The organism is Paenirhodobacter sp. (assembly GCF_050177655.1).
GTDB lineage: Bacteria > Pseudomonadota > Alphaproteobacteria > Rhodobacterales > Rhodobacteraceae > Rhodobacter.
On the sequence record NZ_JBFXGV010000012.1, the window covers coordinates 1 to 14,602 of the forward strand.

Genomic DNA, 14,602 nt, shown 5'->3' on the forward strand with positions numbered 1-14,602 from the left:
CTTCGCCATCACCCGCTGCGTGACGCCTGCGCCAAGCGGATAGACCGGCTCGAACCGCGGCAGGCGCGCCGCCTCCTCCGGCGGCAGGATGTGATCGGGATGCGTCATCTGCGCGAAACCGTCGAAGAGCTCGATCTTGCCGGAAACGAGCCGCCGCGCCCCGATCGGCAGCGTCTTTTCGAGGTAGTCGCCGCGGGCGTGAAAGAAGACGAGGCTGAATTCCGCCTCCGCGTCGCGCACCTGCACCCGGCTCGGCGCGCCACGCTTGCGCGCGGGCCAATGCGCGACCACCTCGACCTCGACCGAGGCCACCACTGGCGGCACGATCTCGCGGATCGAGCGCACCGGGCGGCGGTCGATCACCCCATGCGGCAGGGTCAGGACCATGTCGCGCGGGCGCGCAATGCCGAGCTGTTCCATCGCCCGCGCCGTCTTTTCGCCGATGCCCGTCAGGGTCTCGACCCCGGCGAAAAGCGGGAAAAGGACGGCGGGGCGGCCCGTCATGTCGCCCCCGCGAGCGCGAGCCAGGCGGCTTCGTCGATCACCTTCACGCCGAGCGCCGCGGCTTTCGCGGCCTTCGACCCGGCGCCGGGGCCCGCGACGAGGATGTCGGTCTTGGCCGAGACCGAGCCCGCGACCTTGGCGCCAAGCGCCTCGGCCCGCGCCTTCGCCTCGGCCCGGGTCATCTGTTCGAGCGTACCGGTGAAGACGATGGTGAGCCCGGCGATCTCGCTTTCGGCGGCACGCGCCGGCGGCGGCAGGATCGTGAGCTGCGCGGCGAGACGGTCGATCGCGGCGCGCTCCTCCGGGTTGGCGAAAGCGTCGGACAGCGAGAGCGCGAGAACCGGGCCGATGCCATCGGTCGCGACGAGATCGTGCCAGGCGGAATTTGCCTCGTCCGGCACCTCGCAGCGCGCCTTCGACGCCGCGCGCGCCTCGGAAATCCGCGGCCGGCGGCCTTCGGCCTGCGCGGCAAGACGTTCGGCATCCTCGGCGGCATCGGCCGCGCGATGGGCCAGCGCCGCCGGGCGCGCGCGATCGAGCGCCGCAACCATCGCCGGCCAGCTGCCGTAATGCTGCGCGACATCCTGCGCGGCAGATTCGCCGCAATGCCGGATGCCGAGCGCGAAGATCAGCCGGTCGAGACCGATCTCGCGCCGCGCCTCGATCGCGGCGAAGAGGTTCTGCGCCGATTTCTCGCCCCAGCCCTTCACCCGCGCGAGCGGTTTCGCCGCGAGATATTCGATCCCGGCCATGACGTGATCGGCGTCGGCCTCATCCACCGGCACGCCCGAAGCGCGCAGCATCTCGGCGAGCCGGGCGAGCAGCTCGACGGCGCGATCGGGCAGCGCGAGTTGATGTGCAAGCCTTTCGCGCGGGCGTGCGACGAGGGCGTCGGCCTGACCGTCGCGCGTGGCGAGGGTGAAGATATCGGCGGGTTCCGAGATACGGCAGAGGTAGTAGAAGAATTCGATCTGCTTCGCGCCGAGCCCCTCGATGTCGAAGGCCGCGCGCGAGACGAAATGGCGCAGCTTTTCCACCGCCTGGGCCGGGCAGATCAGCCCGCCGGTGCAGCGGCGCACGGCGTCGCCCTCCTCGCGGATCGCATCGGAGCCGCATTCTGGGCATTTATGTGGAAACTCATAGGGTTGCGCATCTGACACGCGGCGCGAGAGATCGACGTCGGCGACCTTCGGGATCACGTCGCCGGCGCGATAGACCTGCACCCAGTCACCCTCGCGGATGTCCTTGCCGCCACGGATCTCTTCTCCGAAGGAATTGCGCCCGGCGATGTAATCCTCGTTGTGCAGCGTCGCGTTGGAGACGACGACGCCGCCTACGGTGACCGGCATCAGCCGCGCGACCGGGCTGAGCGCGCCGGTGCGGCCGACCTGGATCTCGATCTTCTCGAGCCGGGTCCAGGCGAGTTCGGCCGGAAATTTATGCGCGAGCGCCCAACGCGGCGTCGTCGAGCGGAAGCCAAGCCGCGTCTGAAGCGCGAGGTCGTCGACCTTGTAGACGACCCCGTCGATGTCATAGCCGAGCGACGCGCGATTTTCCTCGATCCGGTGATACTGCGCCAGCATCTCGGCGGCCGACCGGCACAGGAGCGTCAGCGGATTGGTTTGAAATCCCAGCGACTTGAGCCGTTCGATCGCGCCGAGTTGCGTTTCGGCCAGGGGTTCGGAGAGCGCGCCCCAGGCATAGGCGAAGAACCGCAGCGGGCGCTCCGCCGTGATCGTCGGATCGAGCTGGCGCAGCGAACCGGCGGCCGCATTGCGCGGATTGGCAAAGGGCTTTTCGCCCCGCTCCTCCTGCCGGGCGTTCAGCGCCGCGAAATCCGCATGCGCCATGTAGACCTCGCCGCGCACCTCGAGAACGGCCGGCGCCCCGATCAGCTGCTGCGGAATGTCCGCGATGGTTCGGGCGTTCTCGGTGACGTTCTCCCCGACCTCGCCATCGCCGCGCGTCGCGGCTTGCACGAGGATCCCGTCCTCGTAGCGCAGCGAGAGCGAGAGCCCGTCGATCTTCGGCTCGGCAGTGAATGCAAGCGGCGCATCACCGGCGAGACCAAGATAGCTGCGCACGCGGGTGACGAAATCGAGAATGTCCTCCTCGGAAAAACCGTTCTCGAGGCTGAGCATGCGCACCGCGTGGGTGACCTTGCCGAATCCCTCGGCGACGGCGCCACCGACCTTCTCGGTCGGGCTGTCCGCCGATCGCAGCGTAGGGAAACGCGCCTCGATCGCCTTCAGGCGGCGTTTCAGCGCGTCATAATCGGCGTCGGAAATCTCGGGTGCATCTAGCGTGTGATAGGCGCGGTTCGCGGCCTCGATCGCCGCGATCAGCCCGGGCAGTTCTGCGGCGGCCCCGGCCTCGTTCAACTCTTCCACTGCGGGACGGCGGTCTTCCGTCATCGTCTTCCCCCTCGGCTGCCCTCAATCCATAGGGGCAGCCGCAAGGGGCGTCCAGTGCCGCCGCGCGGCGCCTTGCCGATCGGGCCGCCTCAGGCGCCGATCGCGACGCGGCGGTCGAACTCGCCCTGATCAGGGTCCCGCAGGACATAGCCCCGGCCCCAGACCGTCTCGATATAGTTCTCGCCCCCGGTGACCTCGGCCAGCTTCTTGCGCAGCTTGCAGATGAAGACGTCGATGATCTTCAGTTCCGGCTCGTCCATGCCACCGTAAAGGTGGTTGAGGAACATCTCCTTCGTCAGGGTCGTGCCCTTGCGCAGGCTGAGCAGCTCGAGCATCTGGTATTCCTTGCCGGTCAGATGGACGGGCTTGCCCTCCACCTCGACCGTTTTCGCGTCGAGGTTGACCGAGACCTTGCCGGTGCGGATGATCGATTGCGAATGCCCTTTCGAGCGACGGATGATCGCGTGGATACGGGCGACGAGTTCCTCGCGATGGAAGGGCTTCGTCATGTAGTCATCGGCCCCGAAGCCGAATCCCTTGATCTTGTTCTCGGTGTCGTCCGCGCCGGTGAGGATCAGAATCGGCCTATCCACACGCGCGAGGCGCAGCTGGCGCAGCACTTCGAGCCCGTTCATGTCCGGCAGATTGAGATCGAGCAGGATCAGATCGTAGTCGTAGAGCTTGGCGAGGTCGATGCCCTCTTCACCAAGGTCCGTGCAATAGACATTGAGATTGGCATGGGTGAGCATCAGTTCGATGCTACGCGAGGTCGTGGGATCGTCCTCCACCAACAAAATCCGCATCCTGGGTTCTCCGCATTAATCCCTCGATCACGATCACACTCGCAGCAAATGGTTAACACCCAGTTACTCTCGCAAGAATTCGTGAATTTGCAACCTAAAGTTGTCTATATTTCTGAATCGCCGTGACCTTGAGCCCGGCGATGCCATGCTTGCGCACCGCATCGACCCAGATCTCGAATTCCTCGTCGGAGAGGCTGTAGCGTTCGAGCACCTCGGCGCGCGAGATCAACCCATAGGCGACCGCATGCACGATCACCGCCTTGCGCGAGGCCACCCAGCGGCGGGTCTCCTTCGATGGCAGGTCGGCGCGCGTCAGGATCGAGCCATCCGGCAGGGTGACGGCACGCGGACCATCGACTTTTTTCAGATACATGGGCTCACCCCCTGGTCTTGACGGGGCCCAGATTGCGCGGTTGGCCTTAACGACGGGTGAAGCACGGGGTTGAGAGTAGTTCGCATTTTCCTATATTTCGGCGGGTCTGGTTAAAGGTCCCTTCAGATGCCCATGGAACTGCCCCTCAATTCGCTCGGCTTCGCCAAGCCCCCCGCCGAGACCCGCGTCGTCGTCGCGATGTCGGGCGGCGTCGACAGCTCGGTCGTGGCCGCGATGCTCAAGGAGGAGGGCTACGACGTCGTCGGCGTCACCCTGCAGCTTTACGATCACGGCGCGGCGCTCGCGAAGAAGGGCGCCTGCTGCGCGGGCCTGGACATCCACGACGCCCGCCGCGTCGCCGAGGCGATGGGCTTTCCGCATTACGTGCTCGACTACGAGAACACCTTCCGCGAGGCGGTGATCGAGGAATTCGCCGAGGCCTATCTCGCCGGCGCGACCCCGGTGCCCTGCATCCGCTGCAACGAGCGGGTGAAGTTCAAGGATCTGCTCGAGACCGCGAAGGATCTCGAGGCCGACTGCATGGCGACCGGCCATTACATCCAGCGCAAGATCGGCGCGACCGGCCCCGAGCTGCATTGCGCGGCGGATGCGAATCGCGACCAGAGCTATTTCCTCTTCACCACCACGCCCGAGCAGCTCGCCTTCCTGCGCTTCCCGCTCGGTCACCTGCCCTCGAAGGCGGAAACCCGCAAGCTCGCCGCGAAATACGGGCTGAGCGTGGCGGACAAGCCCGACAGCCAGGACATCTGCTTCGTGCCGAACGGCAGCTACGCAGCCGTGATCGAGAAGCTGCGCCCGGGCGCGGCCGATCCCGGCGAGGTCGTCGATCTCGCGGGCAATGTGCTCGGCACCCATCGCGGCGTGATCCATTACACCATCGGCCAGCGCCGCGGGCTTGGCATCTCCGGCCATGGCGATCCGCTTTACGTCGTGAAACTCGACCCGGAAGCGCGGCGCGTGATCGTCGGCCCGAAGGAGGCGCTCGCGACCAAGGTCGTCCCCGTGCGCGAGATCAACTGGCTCGGCGATGCGCCGCTTGCCTCGCGCGCGGAATGGCCGGTCTCGGTGCGGATCCGCTCGACCAGCCTGCCGCAGCCCGCGCTCCTGCGCCCGCTGTCGGACACCACGGCGGAGGTCGAGCTCCTGACCCCAGAGGAAGGCGTAAGCCCCGGTCAGGCCTGCGTTTTCTACGAAAGCGAGGGCACAAGGATCCTCGGCGGCGGCTGGATCTGGAAGGGCTGAGCCCGGCTCAGGGCCGCGCCCAGAGCAGCCGCAGCCCGGCCGCGCCGAAAAGCAGGGCCAGCGCGCCCTCGATCCCGCGCCGCGCCCGGCGATAGGCGCGCGCCATCACCGCCGTCGAGAAGGCGAGCGCATAGCCGAGATTGACGGCGAGGCCGAGCGCCGCGCAGCCCGCGAGGATCGCGGGCAAGCTGCCGGCGGGCGCCTCGGGGCGCAGGCCAAGCGCGAGGATCGCAATCCAGCCGAGCACCGCCTTCGGGTTCGTCAGATGCAGCAGCACGCCCCGGCGATAGAGCGCGGCGCGCGTCCTCAGCTTTGGCTCCGTCCCCGCGCGGGGCTCGGGCGCCAGCGCCGCGCGCGCGGATTTCACCGCGAGATGAAGCAGATAGACGCCGCCCGCGAGCTTGATCGCGAAAAGCGCCCCGGCCCAGGCGGTGAGCAACGCGGAAAGCCCCGCCGCCGCCAGCGCGGCCCAGATCAGGCTGCCGCTAACCACGCCGAGTGCAAGCGCGATCCCCGCCGCGCGCCCCTGCCGCATCGCCACCGCCATGATCGCCATCGTGCTCGGCCCCGGGCTCGCCACGGCCAGCAGATAGGCCGCGAAAACCGGCAGAAGCGGGGGGAGGAAGGCGCTCGTCATCGGGGCTCCGGATCGGGTCTGCCGCCGAGCATAGCCGCAACCGCGCCCCGGAACAGCCCCCGGGAACTCCCAAAAGGAAACGGGCGGAGCCCTGCCCCGCCCGCTTCATCTTGCCGAAAATACCTCGGGGTCCGGGGCAGAGCCCCGGCGCCCGGCGGCGATCAGCGCGCCATCACATAGGCGCCCGGCGCGTCGCAAACCGCCGGATACCCCAGCGCCTCGCTGCCGGTCGAGGGCGGAACGACCTCGTCGGGATCGCCCGTCTCGCGCAGCCAGGCCGCCCAGGGTTCCCACCAGGAGCCCTGGATCTTCGGCCGGCCCGCCGCCCAGTCGTCGGCGCCCGGATGCGGCTCGCCCGCGCGATGCGTCATGATCCGGTATTTCGACCGCGGGCTGCCCGGAGGGGCGACGATGCCGGTGTTGTGGCCGCCCGAGACCAGCGCGAAGGTCACGCCGTCGCCGGTCAGATAGGTCAGCTTGAACACCGAATTCCACGGCGCGATGTGGTCGTTCTCCGTCGCCACGGCGAAGACCGGGATGCGGATGTCCTGCAGGAAGACATGACGCCCGCCCGCCTCCATCCGGCCCTCGGCGAGATCGTTGTCGAGGAACAGGTGGCGCAGATATTGCGAATGCATCCGATAGGGCATGCGCGTCGCGTCATGCGACCAGGCGCCCAGCTCGCTGTCGGCCTCGCGCTCGCCCAGCATGTATTCGCGCACCGCCTTCGACCAGACGAGATCCTTCGACTTGAGCATCGAGAAGGTGCCGGCCATCGCCTCCTTCTGCAGGAAGCCCTCGTCCCACATCATGTCCTCGATCAGCGCGAGCTGATCTTCGTTGGTGAACAGGCTGAGCTCGCCCGCCTCGGTGAAATCGACCTGCGCCGCGAGCATCGTGAGCGAGGCGAGCCGGTCGTCGCCGTCGCGCCCCATCGCCGCCGCGGTCACCGACATCAGCGTGCCGCCGAGGCAATAGCCGAGCGCATGGATCTTCGGCGCGCCGGTGATCGTGGTGATCGCGTCGATCGCCGCCATCACGCCCATCTCGCGATAGTCGTCGAAGCCGAGGTCGCGGTCTTCCTCCCCCGGGTTCTTCCAGGAGACGCAGAACACGGTGAAGCCCTGGCCCACGAGCCACTTGATCAGGCTGTCCTGCGGCGCGAGGTCGAGGATGTAGTATTTCATGATCCAGGCCGGCACGATCAGGAGCGGCGTCGCATGCACCTTTTCCGTGGTGGGCGAATACTGGATCAGCTCGATCAGACGGTTGCGGAACACCACCTTGCCGGGCGTGCAGGCGACCTCCTCGCCCGGGGTGAAGGCGATCGAGGGTTCGTCCTTGCCGGTGATCTTCGCGATCATGTCCTCGGCGAAGAACTGCGCGCCGCGGAGCAGGTTCTGGCCCTGCTCCTCACGGGTGCGCGCGATCAGCTGCGGGTTGGTGAAAAGGTAGTTCGACGGCGAGAGCATGTCGAGGAACTGCCGGCCATAGAATTCGACCAGCTTCTCGTGGCTCTTTTCGACGCCGTGGATGCCGGTCGTCGCGTTCGACCACCACTGCTGGGTGAGCAGGAAGCTCTGCGACCAGAGCGAGAAGGGGAATTCCGCCCATTCCGGCCCGGCAAAGCGGCGATCCTGCTTGAGCGGCGTGACGCAGGGCACGTCCTCCTTGCCGCCGGTCGCCTGGCAGACCATCTCGGCGACGAGGCGCTGCGCCTTGCGCGAGGATTTCCAGATCAGCTCCGCCTGCTTGCCCGGGCTGAGCGCGAGATGCGAGATCCAGTCCGCATAGGCGAGCCAGAGCGAGATCGGCGAAATCCCGCCCTCGGCGCGGCCCATCATCGCATGGAAGGTGCGGTCGAGGCTGTGAAAGGCCGCCTCGGCGGCTTCCTTGCTGCTCGGCCCGTTCAGCACGGCCATCGCCTGAGCGGTGGTCGCCGGCGCGGCCGGCATCGGCACGCTCACGGCAAAGGCGGCTTCGGAGACGGCGGGGGAAACGGGGGCGTCGGAGGGGGCAACCGTTGCGGACGCGGCTTTCGCGGCCTTCGCACGGGGCTTGCGGAGGGTCTGGGTCATCTCATCCTCATAATGGGGGCGGACACAGGCCCGCCCCGGACGTCATTTTTTGTCTTTCGCCGAGGCCATCAGGGCCGCGCCTTCCTCCGTGGCGCTGCGAATGGCCTGCTCGGCAATTTCCGTCGCGGAGGTCGCCAGCTTATTCGTTTCGACTGAATAATCCGTCAACATCCGCTGCCAGAACCCCTGCCAGATCCCCATCGCCTCGGTCGCATCCGCGGCCTCGGACAGGCTCTCCAGAACTTCGCGATCCTTCTCGAACCGCGTCTTCAGGAACTCCAGCGTTTCGATGTTCTGCTTGATCAGCGCCTCCGCCATCTTCGCCTGCGGCTTGATGAACGTTGACCATCCGTCGAGCGACGGCATCTGCATGCCGCCAAACATCTCCGTCTTCTTCACTTCAGGCATGACTGTCCTCCTCAGCTACCCAATGCGAAGACTATACCACGACTTTGCAGTTGCAGAATTGATTTGGCGCAACCTGCCGTTACGGCGGCACTTTTCAAGCTGCAGTGCAGCATGATTAATTTTTGAGCGCAAGCGCTAATTCGCCCACTTTTTCCGCCCCGGAAGGTGGTTTTGCGGATGAACCCCGCCCCGCCCCTGCCTAAAGTCAGGTCAAGTACCAACGAGGCGACCATGGCGATCTACGCATCCATCCACCACCTGACGCATTACAAATACGACCGCCCGGTCACGCTGAGCCCACAGATCATCCGCCTGCGACCGGCGCCGCATTCGCGCACCCGGGTGATCTCGCACAGCCTCAAGATCTCGCCCGGCGGGCATTTCGTGAACCACCAGCAGGATCCCTACGGCAACTGGCTGGCGCGCTTCGTCTTTCCCGACCCGGTGACCGAGTTCAAGATCGAGGTCGACCTCGTCGCCGACATGACGGTCTATAACCCGTTCGACTTCTTCGTCGAGGAATCGGCGGAATTCTGGCCCTTCGAATACCCGCAGGAACTGAAGGACGACCTCGTCATCTATCGCACGCCCGAGGCGGAGGGGCCGCTGCTCGCCCAGCTTCTGGGAACGATCGACTACACCAAGACCCGCACCGTCGATTTCCTCGTCGGGCTGAACGCGCGCATCGCGAAGGGGATCAATTACACGATCCGGATGGAGCCGGGCGTGCAGGAACCGGACGAGACGCTGGAAAAGCGCTCGGGCTCCTGTCGCGACAGCTCCTGGCTGCTCGTGCAGGCGCTGCGCCATCTGGGGTTCGCCGCGCGCTTCGTCTCGGGCTATCTCATTCAGCTGAAACCCGATGTCGTCTCGCTCGACGGTCCGGCGGGCACCGATCACGACTTCACCGACCTGCACGCCTGGTGCGAGGTCTACCTGCCCGGCGCGGGCTGGATCGGGCTCGACCCGACCTCGGGCCTGCTCACCGGCGAAAGCCACATCCCGCTCGCCGCGACGCCGCATTACCGCAACGCGGCACCGATCGTCGGCGGCTTCACCGCCACCGGCCCGGTGAACACCGATTTCGCCTTCGACATGCAGATCCGCCGCACGGCGGAACATCCGCGCATCACCAAACCCTTCTCCGACGAGGCCTGGGAGCGGCTCAACGCGCTTGGCCGCAAGGTCGACGCCAAGCTGAAGGAAGGCGATGTGCGCCTGACCATGGGCGGCGAGCCGACCTTCGTCTCGATCGACGATTTCGAAAGCGCGGAGTGGAACACCGAGGCCGTCGGCCCGCAGAAACGCGGCCTTGCCGACGACCTGATCCGCCGGCTGCGCGACCGCTTCGCACCGGGCGGTTTTCTGCATTACGGCCAGGGCAAATGGTATCCGGGCGAAAGCCTGCCGCGCTGGACCTTCTCGCTCTACTGGCGCCACGACGGCAAGCCGGTCTGGAAGAACCCGGACCTGATCGCGCGCGAAAAGCGGCCCGAGCCCGCCACCGCCGATCAGGCCGGCGCCTTCCTCGCGCGTTTTGCCGAATGCCTCGGCATCCCGGGCGAGATGGCGCAACCCGCCTATGAAGACCCCGGCGAATGGATCCTGAAGGAGGCGCAGCTTCCGCCCAATGTCACGCCCGAAAACTCGAAGCTCAAGAACCCCGAGGATCGCGCCCGCTATGCCCGCGTCTTCTCGCGCGGGCTGACCGAGCCCTCGGGCTATGTGCTGCCGATCCAGCGCTGGCAGGCGCGCGCGAGCGCCCCGCGCTGGCGCTCGGAAATGTGGAAGCCGCGGCGCGGCCATCTGTTCCTGATCCCCGGCGACAGCCCGGTGGGGTTCCGGCTGCCGCTCGGCGCGCTGCCCTATGTGCCGCCCGCGGCCTATCCCTACACCTACCCCGCCGATCCGACGGTCGAGGTCGGGCCACTGCCCGATTTCCACGCCCAGATCGCCGGGCGCCCGCCGTTCCGCCGTTCCGACGTGCAGGCCGAGATCGAGCGCCTCGCCCGCGAGGAGGCCGAGATCGCCGCGATGACGCCCGAAACGACCGCCGAGCGCACCCAGCGCGTCACCCGCTCGGCCGGGGCCGAGGACGAGGGCGAGCGCCAGAAGATGCATCTGCAGCAGGGCACGGTCGAGCCGGGCAGCGGCGCGGTGCGCACCGCGATCGCGATCGAGCCGCGCGACGGCCGGCTGTGCCTGTTCATGCCGCCCTGCGAGGCGCTCGAGGATTATCTCGAACTGATCGCCGCGGCCGAGGTCACGGCGGGCGAACTCGGCCTGCCGATCCATATCGAGGGCTATTCGCCGCCGCATGATCCGCGCCTCAACGTGATCCGCGTCGCCCCCGATCCGGGCGTGATCGAGGTCAATATCCACCCCGCCCACAGCTGGGAGGATTGCGTCGCCACCACCGAGGCGATCTATGAGGAGGCGCGCAATTCGCGCCTCGGCGCCGACAAGTTCATGATCGACGGGCGCCACACCGGCACCGGCGGCGGCAACCATGTCGTCGTCGGCGGCGCGACGCCGAACGACAGCCCCTTCCTGCGCCGCCCGGATCTGCTCAAGTCGCTGATCCTGATCTGGCAGCGCCACCCCTCGCTCAGCTACCTGTTCTCGGGCCTCTTCATCGGCCCGACGAGCCAGGCCCCGCGGATCGACGAGGCGCGCCACGACACGCTTTACGAGCTGGAAATCGCGCTCTCCCAGATCGGCGATCCGGTGAACGGCGGGCCGCTGCCGCCGCCCTGGCTGATCGACCGTCTCCTGCGCAACATGCTGATCGACGTGACCGGCAACACCCACCGCGCCGAGATCTGCATCGACAAGCTCTATTCCCCCGACGGGCCGACCGGCCGGCTGGGTCTGGTGGAGTTCCGCGGCTTCGAGATGCCGCCGCATCCGCGCATGAGCCTCGCGCAGCAACTGCTCCTGCGGGCGCTGATCGCGCGTTGCTGGAAGGCGCCGGTGCAGGGCCGCCCGGTGCGCTGGGGCACGGTGCTGCACGACCGTTTCATGATGCCGCATTACCTCTGGGAGGATCTGCTCAGCCTGCTCGCCGACCTGCGCGATCACGGTTTCGACTTCGACCCGGTCTGGTTCGAGGCGCAGGCCGAGTTCCGCTTCCCCTTCTGCGGCCAGATCGAGGCCGAGGGCGTGCATCTGGAAATCCGTCAGGCGCTCGAACCCTGGCACGTTCTGGGCGAGACCGGGGCGATCGGCGGCACCGTGCGCTACACCGACAGCTCGGTCGAGCGGTTGCAGGTGAAACTGACCACGCTGCATCAGGACCGCTACCGCGTGATGTGCAACCGCCGACCGGTGCCGATGGCGCGCACCCAGACCGCGGGCACCTCGGTCGGCGCGGTGCGGTTCAAGGCCTGGCAGCCGCCCGAGGCGCTGCATCCGGTGCTGCCGGTCAACACGCCGCTGATCTTCGACATCTATGACGACTGGACGGGCCGGGCGATGGCGGGCTGCACCTATCACGTCGCCCATCCCGGCGGGCGCAACTACGACACCTTCCCGGTCAACGCCTATGAGGCCGAGGCGCGGCGTCTCGCCCGCTTCGAACCCTTTGGCCATACCCCCGGGTCTTATGTGCCACAGACCGAGGTGCCGCATCCGGAGTTCCCGTTGACGCTTGACCTTCGCAGGCCGATCGGGCTCATGTGACGGGACTTTGACCAGTGAGTCAGCATGACAAGACCCGCCAAGACCTCTGCCCCGGATCTCTTCTCCGATTACCGGCTCACCCCCGGTGTCGCCGATGAGCTGTTCGATGCGCAGGGCCGCATGCGGCCGGTCTGGCGCCGCTTCGTCGACCGGTTCGCGCGGCTCTCCCCCGAGGAGATCACCGCGCGATTCGAACGCGGCAACCAGTATCTGCGCGATGCGGGCGTCTTCTTCCGGCAATATTCGAACGACCCGCTGACCGAGCGGGAATGGCCGCTCTCGCATATCCCCGTGATCCTGCACGAGGAGGAATGGGAGACGATCTGCGCGGGTCTCGCGCAGCGCGCCGACCTGCTCGAGGCGGTGATGGCCGATCTTTACGGCCCCGGCCGGCTGGTGAGCGAGGGGCATCTGCCCGCCGAGCTCGTCGCCGGATCGAAACAATGGCTGCGCCCGATGGTCGGCGTGCCCCCGCGCGGCGGCCATTACCTGCATCTCGTCGCCTTCGAGATCGGGCGCTCGCCCGATGGCTCCTGGTTCGTGCTCGGCGACCGCACCCAGGCGCCCTCGGGCGCGGGATTCGCGCTGGAAAACCGGATGGCGACGGGGCGGATCTTCCCCGAACGCTTCCCGCGCGCCCATATCCACCGGCTCGCGGGCTTCTTCGGCGCCTTCCGCTCGGCGATGCAGCGCCTCGCCCCCGGCCCCGGCGGGCGCGAGCGCACCGCCGCGATCCTGACGCCCGGCCCCTCGAACGACACCTATTACGAACACACCTATATCGCGCGCTACCTCGGCATGATGCTGCTCGAGGGCGAGGATCTGCTCGTCGAGGACGGCCAGGCGATGGTGCGCACGATCGAGGGGCCGCAGCCGCTCGGCGTGCTCTGGCGCCGCATCGACGCCGCTTTCGCCGATCCGCTCGAGCTCGAGGAGCGCAGCCAGATCGGCACGCCGGGCCTGATGGAGGCGGTGCGGCAGGGCAATCTCGCCCTCGTCAACGCGCTCGGCTCCGGCGTGCTCGAGATCCGCGCGATGATGGCCTTTTTGCCGCGCATCGCCGAGGTGCTCACCGGCGCGCCGCTGCAATTGCCCAATATCGCCACCTGGTGGTGCGGCGGCGGCAATGAGCGCGGCTATGTCCGCGACAACGCCGCGCAGATGATGATCGGCTCGGCCTATGCGGTCGACCTGCCCTTCGATCTGGGCGCCACCACCGCGCTTGGCGGCACCTTCCGCGGCGCCGCACGCCCCTCGATCGCCGAATGGCTGGAGGCGGAGGGCCAGCAGCTCGTCGGCCAGGAGGCGGTGACGCTCTCGACCACCCCGGCCTGGGTCGACCACCCCGAGGGCGGCCGGATCGAGCCGCGCCCGATGACGGTGCGGGTCTTCGCCGCGCGCACCCCCTCGGGCTGGCGCTTCATGAAGGGCGGCTACGCGCGGATCGGCCGCTCGGGCGACGCGACCGCGCTCGCGATGCAGCGCGGCGGCTCGGTCGCCGACGTCTGGGTCGTCTCCGACCGGCCGGTGCCGCAGGAAACGCTGATCGCGCAGGAGCCGGGGCAGTTCCACCGCGCCCCGCCCGGCATCCTGCCCGCCCGCGCCGCCGACAACCTGTTCTGGCTTGGCCGCTACGTCGAGCGCACCGAAGACGCGATCCGCCTCGTGCGCGCCTATCACCTGCGCCTCGCCGCCACCGACAACCCCGAGGACGCGCGGCTGAAGACGCTGCGCGGCTTCCTCGACGGCTATGGCATCGACGTCACCGAACCGGTCCCCGCCGCGCTGATCGACCGGATCGAGGCCGCGCGCATCTGCGCCTCGAAGATCCGCGACCGGTTCTCGACCGATGGCTGGGCGGCGCTGAACGACATGGCGAAGACCGCGCGGCGGATGACCACCACCGCGCGCGAGGGCGATGACGCGGCGCGCGCGATGTCGGTGCTGCTGCGCAAGATCACCGGCTTCTCGGGCCTCGTGCACGAGAACATGTATCGCTTTTCCGGCTGGCGTTTCCTCAGCCTCGGGCGCGCGCTCGAACGGGCCGACGCGCTTTCGGCGCTGCTTGGCACTTTCGCCGACCCGGAGGCGCCGCAGGGCTCGCTCGACATCGCGGTCGAGGTCGCCGACAGCGTCATCACCCATCAGCGCCGCTATCAGGTGGAGACTTCGCGCGACACCGTCGTCGACCTGCTCGCGCTCGACGGCGACAACCCGCGCGCGATCCTGTTCCAGGTGAAATCGCTGCGCCGCCTCGCCGCCGACCTGCCCCATGCGCGCGAGAACGGCCGCCTCGCCGCGCTCTCCCGCGCGGTGGTGCCGATCGAGAGCCTGCTCTCCGTCGCCACCCCCGAGGAGATCAACACCGACGCGCTCGAGGTGCTGCGCGGCGAGCTGGCGCAGATTTCCGATCTCATCGGCACGGCCTATCTGAGGTAGCG

The 14,602-nt window shown here is 67.8% G+C and carries 9 protein-coding genes and 1 pseudogene; 3 read left to right on the plus strand and 7 right to left on the minus strand.

Annotated features, from left to right (window positions below; genetic code table 11):
• The 4 genes and pseudogenes from AB7U46_RS06710 to AB7U46_RS06725 form a co-directional block, all read right to left on the minus strand.
• Positions 1-504 (minus strand): annotated as a pseudogene (locus AB7U46_RS06710) (ATP-dependent DNA helicase RecG); the annotation flags it as partial.
• Positions 501-2,918, minus strand: a complete 2,418-nt coding sequence (ligA, locus tag AB7U46_RS06715) for an NAD-dependent DNA ligase LigA (RefSeq protein ID WP_428336178.1) — start codon at positions 2,916-2,918, stop codon at positions 501-503. The pseudogene AB7U46_RS06710 and the gene ligA, both read right to left, overlap by 4 nt.
• Positions 2,919-3,007: 89 nt before the next feature.
• Positions 3,008-3,721 (minus strand): response regulator transcription factor CtrA, encoded by a 714-nt coding sequence (ctrA, locus tag AB7U46_RS06720; protein WP_428336179.1) that lies wholly within the window; start codon positions 3,719-3,721, stop codon positions 3,008-3,010.
• Positions 3,722-3,815: 94 nt separating this feature from the next.
• Positions 3,816-4,094, minus strand: coding sequence for a DUF1153 domain-containing protein (locus AB7U46_RS06725; protein WP_428336180.1), 279 nt, complete (start codon positions 4,092-4,094; stop codon positions 3,816-3,818).
• 126 nt (positions 4,095-4,220) lie between these two features.
• On the opposite strand from AB7U46_RS06725, the gene mnmA reads away from it, so the two are divergent.
• Positions 4,221-5,357 carry a tRNA 2-thiouridine(34) synthase MnmA gene (mnmA, locus tag AB7U46_RS06730; RefSeq protein ID WP_428336181.1) on the plus strand — a complete coding sequence of 379 codons (1,137 nt, stop codon included), beginning with the start codon at positions 4,221-4,223 and terminating at the stop codon, positions 5,355-5,357.
• Positions 5,358-5,364: 7 nt separating this feature from the next.
• Here mnmA and AB7U46_RS06735 read toward each other — a convergent pair whose 3' ends face one another.
• The 3 genes from AB7U46_RS06735 to AB7U46_RS06745 all read right to left on the minus strand — a co-directional run bounded on the left by AB7U46_RS06735 (position 5,365) and on the right by AB7U46_RS06745 (position 8,480).
• Positions 5,365-5,994, minus strand: a complete 630-nt coding sequence (locus AB7U46_RS06735; protein WP_428336182.1) for a LysE family translocator — start codon at positions 5,992-5,994, stop codon at positions 5,365-5,367.
• 161 nt (positions 5,995-6,155) lie between these two features.
• Positions 6,156-8,072 (minus strand): PHA/PHB synthase family protein, encoded by a 1,917-nt coding sequence (locus AB7U46_RS06740; RefSeq protein WP_428336183.1) that lies wholly within the window; start codon positions 8,070-8,072, stop codon positions 6,156-6,158.
• Positions 8,073-8,114: 42 nt separating this feature from the next.
• On the minus strand, positions 8,115-8,480 hold the full coding sequence (locus tag AB7U46_RS06745) for a phasin family protein (protein ID WP_428336184.1): 366 nt from the start codon (positions 8,478-8,480) through the stop codon (positions 8,115-8,117).
• Positions 8,481-8,711: 231 nt separating this feature from the next.
• Between AB7U46_RS06745 and AB7U46_RS06750 the strand changes: the two genes are divergently transcribed.
• Positions 8,712-12,161 carry a DUF2126 domain-containing protein gene (locus AB7U46_RS06750; RefSeq protein ID WP_428336185.1) on the plus strand — a complete coding sequence of 1,150 codons (3,450 nt, stop codon included), beginning with the start codon at positions 8,712-8,714 and terminating at the stop codon, positions 12,159-12,161.
• Positions 12,162-12,185: 24 nt separating this feature from the next.
• Entirely contained in the window at positions 12,186-14,600 is a 2,415-nt protein-coding gene (locus tag AB7U46_RS06755; RefSeq protein WP_428336186.1) for a circularly permuted type 2 ATP-grasp protein, read from the plus strand.
• Positions 14,601-14,602: the final 2 nt, after the last annotated feature.